This window comes from Pseudomonas sp. AAC (assembly GCF_000725445.1).
Classification (GTDB): Bacteria; Pseudomonadota; Gammaproteobacteria; order Pseudomonadales; family Pseudomonadaceae; genus Pseudomonas; species Pseudomonas citronellolis.
On the sequence record NZ_KL647095.1, the window covers coordinates 770797 to 786745 of the forward strand.

General features: G+C 52.2%; 14 protein-coding genes and 1 riboswitch. Of the genes, 12 read left to right on the forward strand and 2 right to left on the reverse strand.

Annotated features, from left to right (window positions below; translation table 11 throughout):
* The first annotated feature begins 10 nt into the window (after positions 1-10).
* The 5 genes from asnB to FG99_RS08910 all read left to right on the forward strand — a co-directional run bounded on the left by asnB (position 11) and on the right by FG99_RS08910 (position 7893).
* Complete coding sequence (gene asnB / locus FG99_RS31165) at positions 11-1693, forward strand: asparagine synthase (glutamine-hydrolyzing) (RefSeq protein WP_081884595.1); 1683 nt, start codon at positions 11-13, stop codon at positions 1691-1693.
* Positions 1694-3055 (forward strand): MATE family efflux transporter, encoded by a 1362-nt coding sequence (locus FG99_RS08905; RefSeq protein WP_043268918.1) that lies wholly within the window; start codon positions 1694-1696, stop codon positions 3053-3055.
* Between the two features lie 13 nt (positions 3056-3068).
* Positions 3069-4316 (forward strand): saccharopine dehydrogenase family protein, encoded by a 1248-nt coding sequence (locus FG99_RS31170; protein WP_081884596.1) that lies wholly within the window; start codon positions 3069-3071, stop codon positions 4314-4316.
* Positions 4317-4344: 28 nt separating this feature from the next.
* A complete protein-coding gene (locus FG99_RS32020; protein ID WP_141766166.1) occupies positions 4345-5739 on the forward strand; it encodes a phenylacetate--CoA ligase family protein in 1395 nt (464 codons plus the stop codon).
* Positions 5740-5907: 168 nt separating this feature from the next.
* A complete protein-coding gene (locus FG99_RS08910) occupies positions 5908-7893 on the forward strand; it encodes an amidohydrolase (RefSeq protein WP_051878621.1) in 1986 nt (661 codons plus the stop codon).
* Between the two features lie 544 nt (positions 7894-8437).
* Here the strand turns inward: FG99_RS08910 and FG99_RS30745 are convergent.
* On the reverse strand, positions 8438-8674 hold the full coding sequence (locus FG99_RS30745) for a hypothetical protein (RefSeq protein WP_051878623.1): 237 nt from the start codon (positions 8672-8674) through the stop codon (positions 8438-8440).
* A 380-nt stretch (positions 8675-9054) separates the two neighbouring features.
* Here FG99_RS30745 and FG99_RS32780 point away from each other — a divergent pair, with 380 nt between their 5' ends.
* Positions 9055-9183, forward strand: a complete 129-nt coding sequence (locus tag FG99_RS32780) for a hypothetical protein (protein ID WP_256204840.1) — start codon at positions 9055-9057, stop codon at positions 9181-9183.
* Position 9184: 1 nt separating this feature from the next.
* Positions 9185-9517, forward strand: coding sequence for a hypothetical protein (locus tag FG99_RS32785; protein WP_043268921.1), 333 nt, complete (start codon positions 9185-9187; stop codon positions 9515-9517).
* Positions 9518-9816: 299 nt separating this feature from the next.
* Here FG99_RS32785 and FG99_RS08925 read toward each other — a convergent pair whose 3' ends face one another.
* Positions 9817-10485 (reverse strand): hypothetical protein, encoded by a 669-nt coding sequence (locus tag FG99_RS08925; protein WP_043268923.1) that lies wholly within the window; start codon positions 10483-10485, stop codon positions 9817-9819.
* A 485-nt stretch (positions 10486-10970) separates the two neighbouring features.
* Here FG99_RS08925 and FG99_RS08930 point away from each other — a divergent pair, with 485 nt between their 5' ends.
* The 5 genes from FG99_RS08930 (at position 10971) to FG99_RS08950 (ending at position 15947) form a co-directional block, all read left to right on the forward strand.
* On the forward strand, positions 10971-12140 hold the full coding sequence (locus FG99_RS08930) for a hypothetical protein (RefSeq protein ID WP_043268925.1): 1170 nt from the start codon (positions 10971-10973) through the stop codon (positions 12138-12140).
* A gap of 48 nt (positions 12141-12188) precedes the next feature.
* Complete coding sequence (locus FG99_RS08935) at positions 12189-12416, forward strand: helix-turn-helix transcriptional regulator (protein WP_023082732.1); 228 nt, start codon at positions 12189-12191, stop codon at positions 12414-12416.
* 771 nt (positions 12417-13187) lie between these two features.
* A complete protein-coding gene (locus FG99_RS08940) occupies positions 13188-14153 on the forward strand; it encodes a YagK/YfjJ domain-containing protein (protein WP_043268926.1) in 966 nt (321 codons plus the stop codon).
* 2 nt (positions 14154-14155) lie between these two features.
* Positions 14156-14218, forward strand: a riboswitch (Fluoride riboswitch).
* A 144-nt stretch (positions 14219-14362) separates the two neighbouring features.
* Complete coding sequence (locus FG99_RS08945; protein ID WP_034076262.1) at positions 14363-14710, forward strand: DUF190 domain-containing protein; 348 nt, start codon at positions 14363-14365, stop codon at positions 14708-14710.
* The gene (locus tag FG99_RS08950) at positions 14703-15947 is read left to right on the forward strand and encodes a cation:proton antiporter (RefSeq protein WP_034076264.1); all 1245 of its coding nucleotides are present in this window, start codon (positions 14703-14705) and stop codon (positions 15945-15947) included. Before FG99_RS08945 ends, FG99_RS08950 begins: the two co-directional genes overlap by 8 nt.
* Positions 15948-15949 lie beyond the last annotated feature (2 nt).

Genomic DNA, 15949 nt, shown 5'->3' on the forward strand with positions numbered 1-15949 from the left:
GGAATTTGAAATGTGTGGCATCTTTGCGTCATTCGCCAAAAAAACTTCCGGTCAAGGGGCGGCTCATTCCCACGCCTTAAACGCACTCCAGCATCGTGGGCCAGACCATATAGACTCATACGTAAGCCCAGACGGGCGAGTTTTCCTAGGGCACACGCTGCTATCTATATCGACAACGAGCACAGTCAGTGGTCGACAACCAATGATTACTGAACAATCAGTGCTTATCTTTAACGGCGAGGTCTATAATCACAAGGCTCTTCGTGAACGCCTGGCTGCACAAAAGATTTTGTTCGAAACCGATTCAGATACAGAAACCCTACTTCGCGGAATCGAGAGTGAAGGCTGGGAGTTTCTCGATTTAGTAGAGGGCTGCTGGGCCATTGCTCTATACAGCTTGACTACTGGCCAACTATTTTTCTCTCGTGACCCGCTGGGAGAAAAGCAGTTGGCCTTCAAGGTGGACAGTGAGGGGCTAGTACTTGCGTCTGAAGCAAAAGCGATCTTGAAAACTCAAGCTCAGACTCGCCTGGACTCGTCACGCATTCTCTCTGATCTGATCTTTGATTTTTTCGCCAGCCGGGAATCTACATACTTCGAGAGTATCAAGAACTGCCGTCCTGGCAAAGTCTACTGCTTCGATAGTATCGTGGGAATTCGAGAGGTTTATACCTGCCACTTGGGTGCTCGGAAGCCTGATTTGCCGCTCAGGCGAAAACTTGCACATGCAGTTAGCTCAATGGTTCCTGAACACCATCCCTATGCAGTGGTTCTGTCTGGTGGATTAGACAGTAGCATTATCGCGAGTCTGCTCAAGACAGAGATGCGTGATATGCCCTTTACTACGATCACCGCATCTTATGCAGAAGGAAGAAATGATGATCTCGAATATGCGAGACATTTGGTTGACCATCTTGGCGCGGTAGATCATCAAGAACTACAGGTTAACGCCGAAGCCGTAGAAACCAACTTCCTAGCGGTTCAAATAGCTTTGGAGGAGCCGTTACATGATCAGGTCTATATCACCCAGTATCTAATATACAAGCGAATCGCGGACTTAGGATTCAGGGTGGCATTGAACGGGCAAGGCGCAGATGAGTTTTGGGGTGGCTATTACTATCACTATGGACTCCAAGATCTATATTCGGCCAACTTTGAGCAAACGATCAAGCACTTCCATAACCTGTCTAACCAAAGAGGCCTCCACAACCTGCTCACCCAAGCGGAATTGGCACGCCTCATCGAAGATAACCTGACCGCCCGTTGGGCCAATGCATCTGCGCTACAAACCATGCTGATGGAGGGACATCTCCAGGCGATGGTTAGCCACGAGGATAGGTTATCGATGGCTTCAGGCGTAGAGGTTCGCCTACCGTTTCTTAATCAAGCGCTTGTGAAGCATGCCTTGAGTCTCTCGACTGAAGAGAAGGTTGTACAGGGTGTTGAGAAGGCTCCACTACGAACCGCCATGACAGGGATCCTGACAGACCTGATCCGGGTAAGGCGCAAACAGGCGTTCCCTGACACGCCGAGGAATGCATACATCAAGGAGTCATTCCTTGCCGACCTGGCGGCAAATAACAGCCTCTTTTCAACCGCTGAGATAAAGGCCGTATCAAAGTCAGCTCCCAAGCTCGAGTGGAGAATGAACGCGGTAAATGCATTCGCGGGTGTGATGGCGGAAGCACGATAGATGGACATAACTTCAAAGGAAATTCTTCGGCGCGCTTTACCGCTCGGTCTCGCGAACATGTCGGTCGTGCTCATGCCGTTGCTGGACTCGGTGATGCTCGGCAGACACGATGTCTACAGCATGGCGTCTGGCGGACTTGCCATGCAGATCTACCTGATTCTGTTCATGCTGGGGGAAGGAATCGTCTTCGGCTTCGGCCCAATCTATGGCCGCTTCCTTGATGCTGAAGATTCGAAGCAGATGTCTAGCAGCAAGATTGCAATCTACTTCCTGCTTTTGGCCTACGGCGTTCTTGCCTTGATTGCATTACTTCTTGGCCCGGAGATCCTATTAGGCTTGCAACAGTCGCCGCGTTTGGTCGATGAAGCGCGTGGTTACCTTGTATGCCTCGGACTTTCGATCCTGCCTAACCTGCTATTCATACACTACTGGGAGATCCTTGCGTTCCACGATAAGGGAAAACTGGTAGTTGCTGGAGCGGCCATCCAGCTCCTCGTGGACGTTGCTCTTAACTACATATTTATCTACGGCATGTGGGGTGCGCCAGAGCTTGGTTTGTTGGGTGCGGGGATCGGAACATTAGTTGGCGCTGTCGTTGGTGCAGGTGTGCTGTTCATATTCATGTCCTACTACACACCCAGCCCGCGCGTGGATCTAAAGGAGCTGGCCAACTTTAAGCTTCTCTACTCTTACATTTCGGAAACACTGAAGATCGGCGTGCCTATAGGCTTCAGCATCATCAGCACTATTGCTTTCCTGTCCGTGTCTGTTTTTCTTATGGGGTGGTTTAGTGAGAAAGCGTTGGCAGCCCATTTGGCGATCCTCCAAGTTAACGAACTGATTGTTGTCTTTATCCTTGGATTCAACGAGTACTGCGCCATTCATGTGTCCTCTAATATCAGCCAGGCAACAGGTCAAGCGTTACGCAAGTTTCTTTACAAGGTGACGCTAACCGCGTTCTGCTTTGTTTCCGCGCTATTGCTCGCAATGTATGTTGCTAGAAATGAGATATTTTCCATGTTCCTCGGCCCCGCTACCAGCGATACCACGCTGGTGTACGAACATATGGATGATTTCTTCTCCTTCGCCCTGCCATTTCTCTTGGTAGATGCCTTCATTCTGCTAATTACTGGTGTACTTAGAGGATGTGAAATTACTCGCTGGCCGCTAGCCATAAACCTTGTTGGATTTTGGGCGTTCGGCCTGCTATCCCAGCTTTATCTGATTGATGCGTACTCATCTACGCCATTGGTTGTCTGGGTAGGAATGCAAATTGGATTTGTTGCTACTGCTCTAGGACTCTTCATCTACTTTACACGCATCAGTTCGAAGTCATCTGATTCGTATTCAATCTCGCTTTGAATGAGGGCTAGTCATGCATGAGAGTATTAATATTGTCATCCTTGGAGTCGGTACGGTTGGTAAAGTAGTGGCTGCTGCATTCGCCAAAAAACATCCGCACACGAGTTTTACATTGCATGTTGTTGGGCGATTCGCCGATTCAGCCAAGGGCGTTGCAGACAGGGTACAAGCCAAATACGGCTTTGTGGCCAGTTACTATGGATGTGATGTATGTAACTATGATGCGCTCGTAGCGGTTCTTGATTTGGCGAAGGCCGACATTGTAATAAATGTCGCCACACCCGACACACACTTAAACGTTATGCGGGCGTGCTTAGCGGTTGGTTCGCACTACATCGACACTGCTGTTTATGAGCAAAACAGCGACTATAACGTGCCGCCGCCTTGGTATTCGCACGAGCTGACACTGCGTGAGAGTTTTCGAGCAAAGGGGCTGACTGCGATTCTTTCGATTGGCTTCGATCCTGGCGTAGTGAATGTCTTCTGCAAGAAGATTCAAAATGACTATTTAGATAGCGTAGAAACTATCGATATCCTTTGCGCTAACGCTGGTATCCACAATCAGTTCTTTGCAACAAACTTCAATGCGGCGGTAAACCTCAAGGAGCTTTGCGAGGAAACCGGTTACTGGCAGGACGGATCTTGGCATTCTGCGCCGCCATTCTCTCGACACATGGAGTTTGACTTCCCGGAGATTGGACGGCAAAAGCTTTATTCGGTAGGCCATGACGAGGTTCATTCGCTCTCCATGCACATGCCAGAAGCGAAGGTCGAGTTCTGGATGCGTGTCGGCGATAGCTTTAAGTCGACATTCGAGGTTCTTCAAAAAGTTGGGATGCTATCTCTTGATCCAATCGATCTCGGGGCCGTCAGCATCGCACCCTTGGACTACCTCGCCAAAGTGCTACCAGCACCTGAGACCTTTGCAAGTTCCTATCGTGGAACCGTGTGTGTCGGAGCCTTGGTTGGAGGCAAGAAAAACGGGAAATCTGAGCAGATCTTTATGCACAGTGTGTGCAGGCACGAAGATTGCCTCGACGATCTGGAGACCCAAGTCACTGCGTTCACAACAGCCATTCCAGCAATGGCAGCTGCAGTGTTGATCGCCACCGGCCAATGGAATGCCGGAACTATGGTTCACCCGGAAGAGCTACCACCTGATCCGTTCCTGAATAAGATTCGCGAGTTGGGTCTTGACTGGCGGGTGGCTAGTGTCCCCAGCGTAAGCGAGTGCGCTAAAGCTGAATTAGTAGGACTCTGATGCCGTCGTTTCGAAAGGAATTGCCAGTATGAAGTTTAACACTCAATCTTTTACGTCCAATCTGCAATCCATTCATAAAAACTCTAGGATGACTGTGCAAGAGGATTGCTATGATACTTCGGAGATTCAGCAGCATATATATCAACGCTGGGTTCAGGAGAAGCAAGCTCTCTTAGAGAGGAGTGGTTGGACCGCTGAGCAGAAGAAGCAGTTCACACTTAATCACCTCTCGAGCGTGGTCGACTACGCCTACGAAAACATTCCGTTCTACTGTGAGTTTTATAAGGCGGTAGGCTATGAAGTCGGAGGAATTCGCTCTTTCGCGGATTTCCGATCATTGCCAGTGCTGAACAAAGGCATTCTCAGAAATGTAAAGACCGAGGACTTTATGCCTCGGAATCTATCAAAAGACGCCCCAGGCGTGTTTTGGTCTAGCACCTCTGGCTCCAGTGGCGTCGCCTTGCCAATTCTGAGCGATTTGGATTCTGTTTCTAACAACGCACTCAACTACTATCGTATGTTCCAACAGCTAGCCGGAGCGGAGTTTACTCCAGATCGTTGGATTTACAATGTTCACCATATTCGAAGTTGGACATCTTCGATGATGGGTGATTATCCAACTTTTACGCTGAATGACATCGCTGATTCGGAGGAGTTTGTTCAGCATCTGGAGCAGCTTCGTCCAATTATCCTAAATCTTCTCCCGAGCTACCTGCCTATTCTTGAGCCATATTCTGAGCGTATTGCGGCGCTTGGGTTGAAGGCAATCGTCACAAACTCCGAAGCGAGCTCTAGGCACGAGCGAGAGTATTACTCCAGACTATTCAGAACTAATGTTCTCGATGAATACTCATCTGAGGAGGTTGGCATCATTGCTTTGGAGTGCCCCTATCGACATTACCATCCAGATTTTGACCAAGTGTATGTTGAACTAGAGACCGTTGCAGGCTCTAGGGAAGCTAAACTCGCCAGCGTTTATTGCACAGATTTCCTTTGCCGCACGATGCCGTTCATTCGCTACGACCATGGTGATATTGTTTCCATTGGTGGTGACGATGAATTTAAATGCCAGTGTGGGCGGCACGGGCGAACTATCGAGCGCGTAGAGGGCCGGAAGGATGACTGCTTGAGGACGATAGGTGGTCACTATGTACCCACTGCTATTGTTACCAATACGCTCGACAGTTACTTCAATGCGAACCAGCATGTTGAGTCGTTCAGGTTAATTCAAAAGCGCGATATAAAAAATTTCGACTTCTTGTATACCGGATCGAACTCTCTGTTGGTTGATAATTTGGTTGCATCATTCGCTGTCGAGTTAAAGCGGATCCTGAAAATGGAGGTCAATGTGAAAGCGGTGTGGTCTGACTTCCTTCCTGCGACTGCTAGCTACAAGCGGAAGAAAATTATCTGTGAAAAATAATTCTCTTTGCTCGTCATGTTGCCTTAGGGCAACTGTAATTCTAGGGGAGGGGCTCGCAAAAAATAAAATATGATTTTTAATTAAATAATATATTTATGGCGACTTGTACAGGGGCTGTGCTCTCGAGCGAAGAGTGCTCTAAATTCTTGACTTACATGGAATTTCTACATGCTATTTTGGGGTCAAGCGACGAAAGTATTGCTTCTTTCATTTGCTCTTACTTTAGGTGTGAATGGCTGCAAAAATACATCAACCTTCTCCGTCGATCAGACCAATAGTGCTGTATATGTTAATGGACGAATTTATACACAGGACGCTCAGCGTAATGAAGTTGATGTCATGGTGGTATCCGGCGAAAAAATTGTTTATTTAGGTGAAATTGCTGGCGCAGAGCGCTATATTAAAAATGGTTATAAAGTAGTTGATCTTTCCGGAAAAATGGTGCTGCCCGGTTTTCACGATAATCATATCCATACCTTTGGGACGGTAGCTATTGAAGGTTGTGACTTACATGGTAAGGGGGTTGACCTAGATCAGTTGGCTAAAGTCGTTAGGAATTGCCAGACTCGTTACCCTGCCGCCCCTGGTACATGGTTGATAATTGATCAGTGGATGCCTTATGCCGGAAACGAGCCCACATCTACTTACAAAACAATACGTCAGGCACTGGATTCCGTATCTATAGAGCGCCCGATCATGCTATTCGGGTCGGATGGTCATGCTAGTGCCTATAACTCAACTGCCTTGAGTACTGCTCAGGATGAGAAAGGGAGAACAATAGGTTTCAATGCTGAGTCTTTATCCCAAGGGGGCATCTTCGAAAAGATGGCTTCGTATGTAAGCTTGGATACTGGAGTGGTGCGGGATCGCGCTAGAGAGCGAATTCCGGCAGATAGCTACGACTTCATGAAGCTACCTAAAGGGCACATTCAGGGTAGTAAATTGTACGGCGACATATTGCCCAAAGTCGCGCACTTGCTTGCCATGAGAGGTATCACTAGCATTCAGGATGCCTGTGCAACTGATTTTATCCGAGATCAATATATTGCTATGCAGAAGAAGAATATACTGAACGTGTATGTCAGCGCTGCAACTTGCTTCGCTTCTGAAGATTACGCAGGAGTGGTCGACATACCGGCTCGCATTGAAAAGGCCCGTGCAGTGCGGAAGGAATTTGCAAGAAATCCGCAAATAAAAGCTGATGTGGTAAAGGTATTCCTAGATGGAGTGCTTGAGGGCGATCCATTTGCGACACCAGTTTTTCTGCCCACAGCAGGCATGCTGCACAACTATCAGGTGCCGGCGCTAGGGTTGCGAGAAGCTGATTCTAAACCCCAAGTCTCTATAATCGGCGATAGTGAAGATTCGAATTTCAATGGCATCGTTAATATTGAGTCAGCCTTGCTTGATCGCTATGTAACGGCTTTGGATGCGGATGGTTTTGGTACGCATATACACAGTATCGGTGACCGCACAGCGAGAATTGCAGTTGACGCCCTGCAGGCAGCGAGAGATCGTAATGGAAATCGAGGAATTCCGCACACTATTGCTAACTTACAGATAATTCATCCAGATGACCAAGCGCGGATGGGGGCGTTAGGCGTTTATCTAACCTATACATATTCTTGGATGAACTTGGATCCTGAGTACGATGTCACAGTTACGCCATTCCTACAGCCAAGTAAGATAGGGCAGTCGCTCGAAGATGTTCTGTATAATGAAAATAGTTATGTATGGAGTGCAACCTATCCCGTAGCTAGTACCTACAGGGCTGGTGCGATATTGGTGGCAGGTAGTGACGCTCCCGTTGATACTCGGGACCCTAATCCGTTCGTCAACATTGCATCGGGTATCACGCGCGCTCTTCCTGGTCAGAAACCATATAACATCGATCAAGCCGCTACGCTGAATCAGATGCTTGATGCTTATACCATTAACGGAGCGCACGCTGTTCGCCAAGAGAATCTTTTCGGTTCGCTTGAGTTGGGGAAACTTGCCAACTTTATTGTCGTCGACCGAAATCTTTTCGATCTGGTTTCTAAAGGCACTCCGGAAAAAATTGCGGAGGCGAAAGTGGAGCGAACGGTGTTTCGTGGCCGTACCGTCTACATGCGCTCAGATCCAGTTGCTCATATTACTAGTGCCCGCAATTGACCAGTAAAAGGCACTGGATTTGAACGGTGATATATATGTTTTTAGGCTGTGGTTGAATTGTTATTTTTGGCTGTCAATTGGCTTTTGCTCGATGTGAAAAATATTTATCCTGAGTTTCTGGGATATAATTATTTCGATGGTTAAAAAGCTCCAGGGCTTAGCTGGATTTAACTGCGCTAGACAATTAAAAAGGGGCATTCGCCCTTCAGGCCTATTGTATTTCGATAGGCCTATTCTTTTTGTCGTAACAAATTGGATATTCGCAATAGCCGCCTGCGTTTAGTGCTTCTAGTTCGTATACTTCAGGTAAATATTTACCAAGAGCATCCCTAGGGATGGTCTGAAGTAGCCCTGCATTTCCGGCCGACCTCTGCCCTTGCCGATTTTAAAAGCGACGATTCGACCAAAATCGATCAAGTCATCCGCTCATTCTTGCTTCGCGAGCAGCCTTGCAGGTTGCTCGCGTCTTTCTTTATCCAGCTCCAAGGCTGTGAGGTCTTTGGGGAAATCTCTTTATTGTCACAGAACCATCCTACTTTCCATTTCAAGCCGTGGTATTCACCCCGGTCCCGCTGGTGCTGCTGCCGGACTCCGTCAGCGCCTCGGAGTACGCCGCATAGGCCGTCGCCACAGCAGCGCTGGCGGTCGCGACACGTGCCCGGGCTGCTTGCTCCTGCACCTGGCGGGCCTGTTTCTCCTCCTCGGTCTGGTTGCCGCCGCTCTGGCTGACCTTGGCAAGTTCCTGTTCGGCTTCCTGCAGTTCCTTCTGCGCCTGTTCCACAGCCTCCTTGAGCTTCTCCAGCGTGCTGTCCGAGGTGCTGCTGGAGCTACTACCGCTTCCCCCGGCGCCGCCAGCCCCGCCAGCGCCTTGCGCTGAACCGCTTGCATTGGTTTGGGTGGTGCTCGTTGCACTGGAGGAGGTGGTGCTGCCGTCACTCGTCGATGCGGTGGCGGTGGATGAGTTTGAGGAGGTGGTGAAGCGGAGGATTCATGTTGCTGACGGACGAGATGCTGGACATCGGAAGGCTCCGGATCGTGATGGATACCCGGCATGGCGGCCTTCGCGGGGAAACCTTTAGTGGGGTTTGTTAGCGGCTTGGTATCGGTCTGGATACTTCGTTTGGGAAGGGCGTGAAAGCGGAAGAGGAGGGCGGCCGATTCATGTTGACCGAACTCGATGCCGGAATACGTCCGCTTTCAATTACGACCTGCGCACGCCTCAGCCTTTTTCTGCGCAGTTCTCTCGGTTGGATGCTGCTCATGCTGCCACCAGAATTGACACTGCGCTGAGATGAAGCGTTTTTTCCTGCGCCACCCTGGCTTGTTCCGTCTGAGACTGGGCGAGTTGCTCGGCTTTCTGCTGTCGCAACGCTTCTTCTTCCTGCGCGACCCGTTGGCGCAACTCGGCCTGGGTGTTATGAACCAACCAGACCTGAATCTCGGCCTGTGCACCGTCGAAGCTTTTGGCCGGATGTGCGTTTTACCTGATGAAGTGGTAGCCGAGTGGATCGGAGCTGGCGTACTGCTGAGCCGGGGCATTGCCGGTATCTGCCTGGTCGACCTGCGGAGGCTTTTCGCTGCGCAGCTTCGCGGTTGGGAAAGCGTTTCGGCGTGTGAGAAATAGGCGGGAGACATTGGACGAAGGGGGAAGGCTGCCAGTGATCCAGCGGGCAGAAGGCAATTTTTGGGCAAACGAATGTCTAGAAAAGCAAAAGCCCCTGAAATTCTCTAGGAAAATCAGGGGCTTCTCGTCTTGCATTTGGTGGGCCGGGGTAATCTGAAATGACTTTCTATCTGCATGAAATTTAAATAAAAAACCCGGTTAAGAAATTCTGTGGAATACCATTTGGAATACCTCTTAGCTGGATTTGAACTGGAGGCACCTGACACGGCTTGGTGCAGGTCTCTAGCTTTCACGGCTCGTTAGGTCGGGCGTTCAGTGGTCAGGCGGTCTCTGAGGTCCATGTAGGCCAGCGCGCTTTTAAGGTCCTTCATTCTGGTCTCAATACGCTCGTTGATGTCGTCGTCGCTGTCAGAAGAGGGTATTCCGTCAGGGTACTTCCGCTCCCACTGGGCGAGAAGCCTCAGGTATCGCTCTACGTGTTTTAGTGCTTCGTCCCGTTGAGCGCTCATGGACGCCGTTATCTGGCCGGCAATTTTGCGCTCCCTTGAAATTGATTCCTTGAGCTGTTTTTCGTAGTTCTTCTCGGCTTCGGCCGCTTGCCCTGCCTTATCTATAAGCGCGGTGATTACGGCCGTTTCGCTTGTCTCATGCCGCTTGGCAAGATGCTTCAACCTAGAGATGGTTTCTTTGCTAAGGGTGAACGTCAGCGGCTTCCTGCCGTTGCTATCGGACCGGTACCGACGTTGCCGTACAGCGCCCTGCAGTCTGATGACAAGCTCAGGGTCATTCTTCCGGATTTTTCCGATGGCAGAAACCACGTTTTCGTAGGTTCCCAGTCGATTGGTCGGATTGGGCGCTATCGACTTTATGTACTCGGAGTCGAGTCGTTGCACCAGGTAGTCAGCTGCCCACTCCCACTCACCATCCTGCCGACGCAGCCACCTCAACGGTTTCTCATTCTCTGACATTACATCCTCCAAAGAGGGCGACTTACGCCTAGCTAGGATTTTCGAAAATATCCGTTACGGTTGCGATATGCAAGATGGTACGCAACCGTTATTGGTGACGTTTTGATGTTTAGTCGGTTGTGTTGTGATGTGTTATATGAGTTGTTATTGTTCGTATATGCGAATAACACAGTGTGTGAAAACCGTACGTTGGAGAGAGATTTGAAATGGCTCTTCTATTCGAAAGCCTATTGGATACAGACTTTTCATGCTCACCTGATGCTCGTTTCATATTGGAGGTCATTGCCAGGGATCCAGGGTGCTGGCTAGGTCCAGCGAGCGAGCTGAGCGTGAAGCCGTTTGCGAAGAGGCTCCATGTGGCGGAGAGAGTCGTCTCTGCCGCATTGAGTGAGCTAGTCGACGCTGGTGCCATGGAGCGTGATGCTCCAGCCCGAGTAGGAAGCGGAGGAAGGGCAACGGTTACCTACACGCTAGGTTCGTGTCATGTGGACGCATTGGTAGGGGATGATTCCTACCCTCAACATGCCGAGTTGTTGCAGGCGCTGTTCTCGGGCGCGGACATGGTTTTTCCTGTACTCGGACGTGCACCTGACGAACAAGACGAACTAGGTGAGGAGGTGGTGGCTGCGGCGGAGCCTAAAAAGGGGAGGCGCCAGCCGCCAGGTAGCCGTGGGCGGCTGAGCATCCGTAATCGCCTGCTTTTCGCGGTTTTGCTTTCTCGCTCTGACCGGTTTGGAATGGTCCAGATCGGGCTGCTGGAACTGGCGCGGCTCACAGGCATGCAGACTGAACAAATGAAGGCTCGTCTTTCTCGCCTAATGGTCTTGGGGCTGATTCGACGTCATACCCCCGGCCTTTCGAGCAAGGTTTTTGCCGCAGGTAAGGTCGAGAGCACGTATTACCTGAATATTGATGCGCTCAAGCCACAGGGGGCTATTGCTGTACACATCAGTTACGACTGGGGAAAGCCCAATCATGCGAAGACTCTTCACAAGCAGGCTCATGCTTATGCCGAGAAGGTGCGGCGTGAAAGCGGTGTGGTGCTAGTCCCCGTCGGTCTGGCTCAGATCTGGGCGGGTCAGCGGCAGCCTGTATTTTTCCTACTCCAACACCTGCTTTATAGGTATGCCTCTCACCTGCTATCGCACCACTGGCGGCGCTTGGCTTCGGACGTTCCGATTGAAGATGCTGAGCTCAGAGCATTGATTAAGAGTGATTTTGTCAGGAATCGTAATCCGATGGTGGCCGAGGAGAGGGGCGGATTGATGGAAGAAAGTGATAGCGAAGTTGCCACCGAGTCCACGGATGGAACTGATAGCAATGCCAAGCAGGTTTGTTCGTCCATCTACACAATGGCGATGGAGGTCGCCCACGAATATCGGGCGCGATTTGGTCAGTTGAACTGGGTTGATTTCGAGGCAGCGGATATTCGTATTCTTCCGGCAATGGATGACCTCGGCTATAAGTCGATTACGATCATGCTCCAACCGGCGCCTGTGGGGTTGGGACGTTTTTCGGTGTTCGAGGAGGTCACTCGGGAAAATGTGGATAGGTGGCTAGCAATAGATGAAGCCGAGTTGACTCTACAGAACCGAATGGACTTCGGATTGGTTACTTTGCCTCGCAAGGTAAAAAGAGCTCTGCGGCTGCAGTAAAAAAATCCCCGGTGTGCAGATCTTCTGAGCTAATAGAGGAGCCTGCTCATGAGGATCATCCGCCTGAAAGAAGTCATCGATTCGACCGGCCTGGCACGGTCGACCATCTACAAGTACATCGGGGAGGGCACCTTCCCGAAACCCGTCTCTCTGGGTGACCGTTGTGTCGGTTGGGTCGATAGCGAAGTTTACGACTGGATCTTGGCCAGGATCGAGGAGCGCGACTCGGTCAGTGACTCTCCCGTCCGATTTGGCCGCTTGGGTGTGGCCGGCTAATCATTAAGCATCGGCGCCATGACCGGCTGCGGCTGGTCATGGCGTTTATGCCGAATGGGCGGCAGTATGCCTTAGCCCTCCTGGTGGGCCGTCAATGTTGCTCCTCATTGCCGGGGCCATCGGGAGGGTACGCAGTTTGATTGCTGGCTGTATCAAGATGGATGGTCGATGGTTTATTTCCGGAGTAAGTGCAGAGAAGAATTTCCCGGTGTGCCCGGTGAGAAACACCCTTCGATCACGGCGTAGCTGAAAGGATCCTGTGCGGTGTGGGTAATATGCTTTTACTAGCTATTCACGACCCTTGGATTTGAGCCACTCCTGATCTTTCTGTCTCTAGATTTCTACCCATAGGCTCGGATGCCCACTACACCATAGAGCAATAGCATCTCCTGCCTGTAGGGGCTCTGGACGGCATCGAGGGGAGCAGCAAGCACCTGTTGGACTGGTGCTATCTCTCAGATAACTCCCAGTGCCCGGCTCTGTGATTTCTCCCGACTACGCTTGACATTCTTCGTCTGGATGCTCGATGGCGCTTGGTGTTTTGCAAGCAGGATAGTGGGGTTTATTGATATAGATAGCTACTAACTATCTCTATCAATCTACCTAATCCATTCACCCATTCCATCGCTAACCATCTCCAATAACCTATCTCTAATCCATCCACCTCTACTCACTCATGGCTAGCTACAACAGGAACCTAGCTACCCACCTCTCCAGTTTAAAAATACCCACTCCGTACTTGGTATGCCCTAAACCAACCAGGTACAGACCATGACCAATCAAGCAGCGAAACACCTCTCCCAATCCGACATCGCTATCCAGATCGAGCGACTCGTGAACGCAGTGATCCGTCACGATGGTCCTGCATTTAGGATCAGCTACGACGCACAGGGGGATGAAGTCATCAAGAGGACCAAGCTCTCTCGGTACTTCGATCACATTCGGCAGATGTATCACCTGGTGCATGACGAGACGTACGCCCTGAGTGAACACCTGCTCGCATTCAAGGAGGCGTGCTACGACATCGGCATCGAGTTCGGGATGTTCGGGATGACGTGCATGGACGAGAGCGAGGGAGGGCTCCTGTCAGAGGCCCAGACCTACAACTGGCTCGTGGAGAGGATTCGGGAGCACGTGCAGACCAAGTGGTTCAAGCGTGGGAAGCATGACCGTGTTTGCCGGGAGAAGCGTAATCGGCAAGCCGTCACTGAATACGTAGAGCGGGTGATGGCTAGCCGTTCTCGTACCGTAGTGGTGAGGGTGGATCTGTACTACCGGGAAGCAGCACGTATTCGCCTGAAGGTGGAGGACGTCTTCGAGGACCTGGACAGGCTGATCCGGGCTCGGGAATACGATCCGGTCTTCCAGCACGAGACAGGCTACATCTGCGCCGTGGAGCAAGGGGAGGACATGGGCTACCACATCCATGCCGCCTTCTTCTTCGATGGCCGGAAAGTCCGTAGTGACTATGCCAAGGCTGACGCTATTGGTGATCTGTGGAAGAGGATTACCGAGGGTTGGGGGTACTTCCACAGCTGCAACCACAAGAAGCGGTTGTATAAGGAGCGCTGCGGGGTAGGGATGTTCCAGCGCGACGATGCAACTGGTAGGCAGAACATCATCGAGGCCTGCCACTACTTGATCGAGGATGGCCAATCGCTACGGGTGAGGCCTGCAGGCGCCAGGGGGCTTCGTATCGGTCGTATCTTTCAGTGCATTTTTCGCGCTCTTTGCTAACGTCTTAGGAAGGAGATGGCATTCCTCCTCATAACCGCCTTCCGGCTGATGATGCCTACGCACAACCCTATCTGGGCGGTGTAGGCATTTTTGTATGCGCTGTCCACGAATGACCTATGGACAGCTGCCATGAAACCACACCTCACCTCGCTCCCAGGGTCTGCCTTTGAGCCTTCTGCCTCGTACTTCCTCGCGGTACGGGGGATGTCATGAAGGGCTACCAACTGACCTTCTTCACCCAGCAGGACCGCACGGTCCACCACAAGCCCATCGCCGAATGGCTTATGGCCGAGGCGCTGCGCCTGGGTGTGCACGGCGCCACCCTGCTGGCCGCCAAAGAAGGCTTTGGCCATCACCACAGAATGCATGCCGCGCATTTCTTCGAACTGGCCGATCAACCGCTGGAAGTGGTGATGGTGGTCACCGAGGAGGAAATGCAGCGGATCTTCACCCGTCTGGCTGACGAACACCTGAAGCTGGTGTACGTGAAGACCCCCATCGAGTTCGGCGTACTGGGTGAGGACGACGAAGCCGCAAGCGGAGGCCGCCATGACTGAGATATGGGCTCAGGCAGCCCTGTGGTTGGGACTGGCGCTGCTGGCGACGCTGGTGTCGATCTTCTTGCGCATCGCTACGGCCCTGTCGGAGATCGTCGTCGGGACCATTGCCCAGTTGATCATCGGTGCGCTGCTGGGAATGGCAGTGCTGCAGGGCGATGCCAGCTGGATCAAGTTCCTGTCAGGTGCCGGGGCCATTCTGCTGACCTTCCTGGCCGGTGCCGAACTGGACCCGAAGGTGTTCCGCACTCACTGGAAGCAGGCAACGGTCATCGGCCTGGTCGGCTTCATCGTGCCCTTCCTCGGTTGTGCGGCACTCGCGCGCTGGGGCCTGGGCTGGAACCCGCAGGCCAGCTGGCTGGCGGGTATCGCCATGTCTACCACTTCGGTGGCGGTGGTCTATGCGGTGATGCTGGAATTGGGGCTGAACACCAGCGAATACGGGAAAATCGTGCTGGCGGCCTGCTTCGTCAACGACCTGGCCACGGTGATCGCCCTGGGGCTGATCTTCGCCCCCTTCACCCTGAAGACCATTGGTTTCGCCGGTATCCTGGCCCTGGCTGCGCTGCTGCTGCCGTGGATCACCCCGCGCTTTTTCCGCCGCTTCGGTGGCCGCCCTTCGGAACTGGAAGCCAAGTTCCTCATGCTCTGCCTGTTCGGCCTGGGCGCGGCGGCCACGTGGGCGGACAGCGAGGCAGTGTTGCCGGCGTATCTGATCGGCATGGTCCTGGCCGGCACCGTAGGCAAGGACCACGCGTTGATTCGCCGCCTGCGCACCCTGACCTTCGGCCTGCTGACACCCTTTTACTTCATCCGCGCTGGCTCGCTGGTGTCGTTGCCGGCACTGGCCGCCGCACCCGCGGCTTTCGTGTTGCTCTTGCTGGTGAAAATGCTCACCAAGCTGGTGGGCGTGTACCCCACCTGCCTGTACTACGGCTCGCCACGTCGGGAAGGCGCCTACACCACCCTGCTGATGTCCACCGGACTGACCTTCGGCACCATCTCGGCGTTGTTCGGCCTGTCCCATGGGCTGATCGACCAGGGGCAGTACTCAGCGCTGGTGGCGGCTGTGATCGGTAGCGCCGTGGTACCGACGCTGATCGCCAATGCCTTCTTCCTGCCCCGGCATCTGTTGCCCAGGAACGCTCCCGAGGAGGAGGCCGCCGGTCCGCCGGCGGAGGTCAGGCAATCTGCGCGGCACGACGACTTGCGCTCGGATGCGGCGCAAAGGAGGTGAAC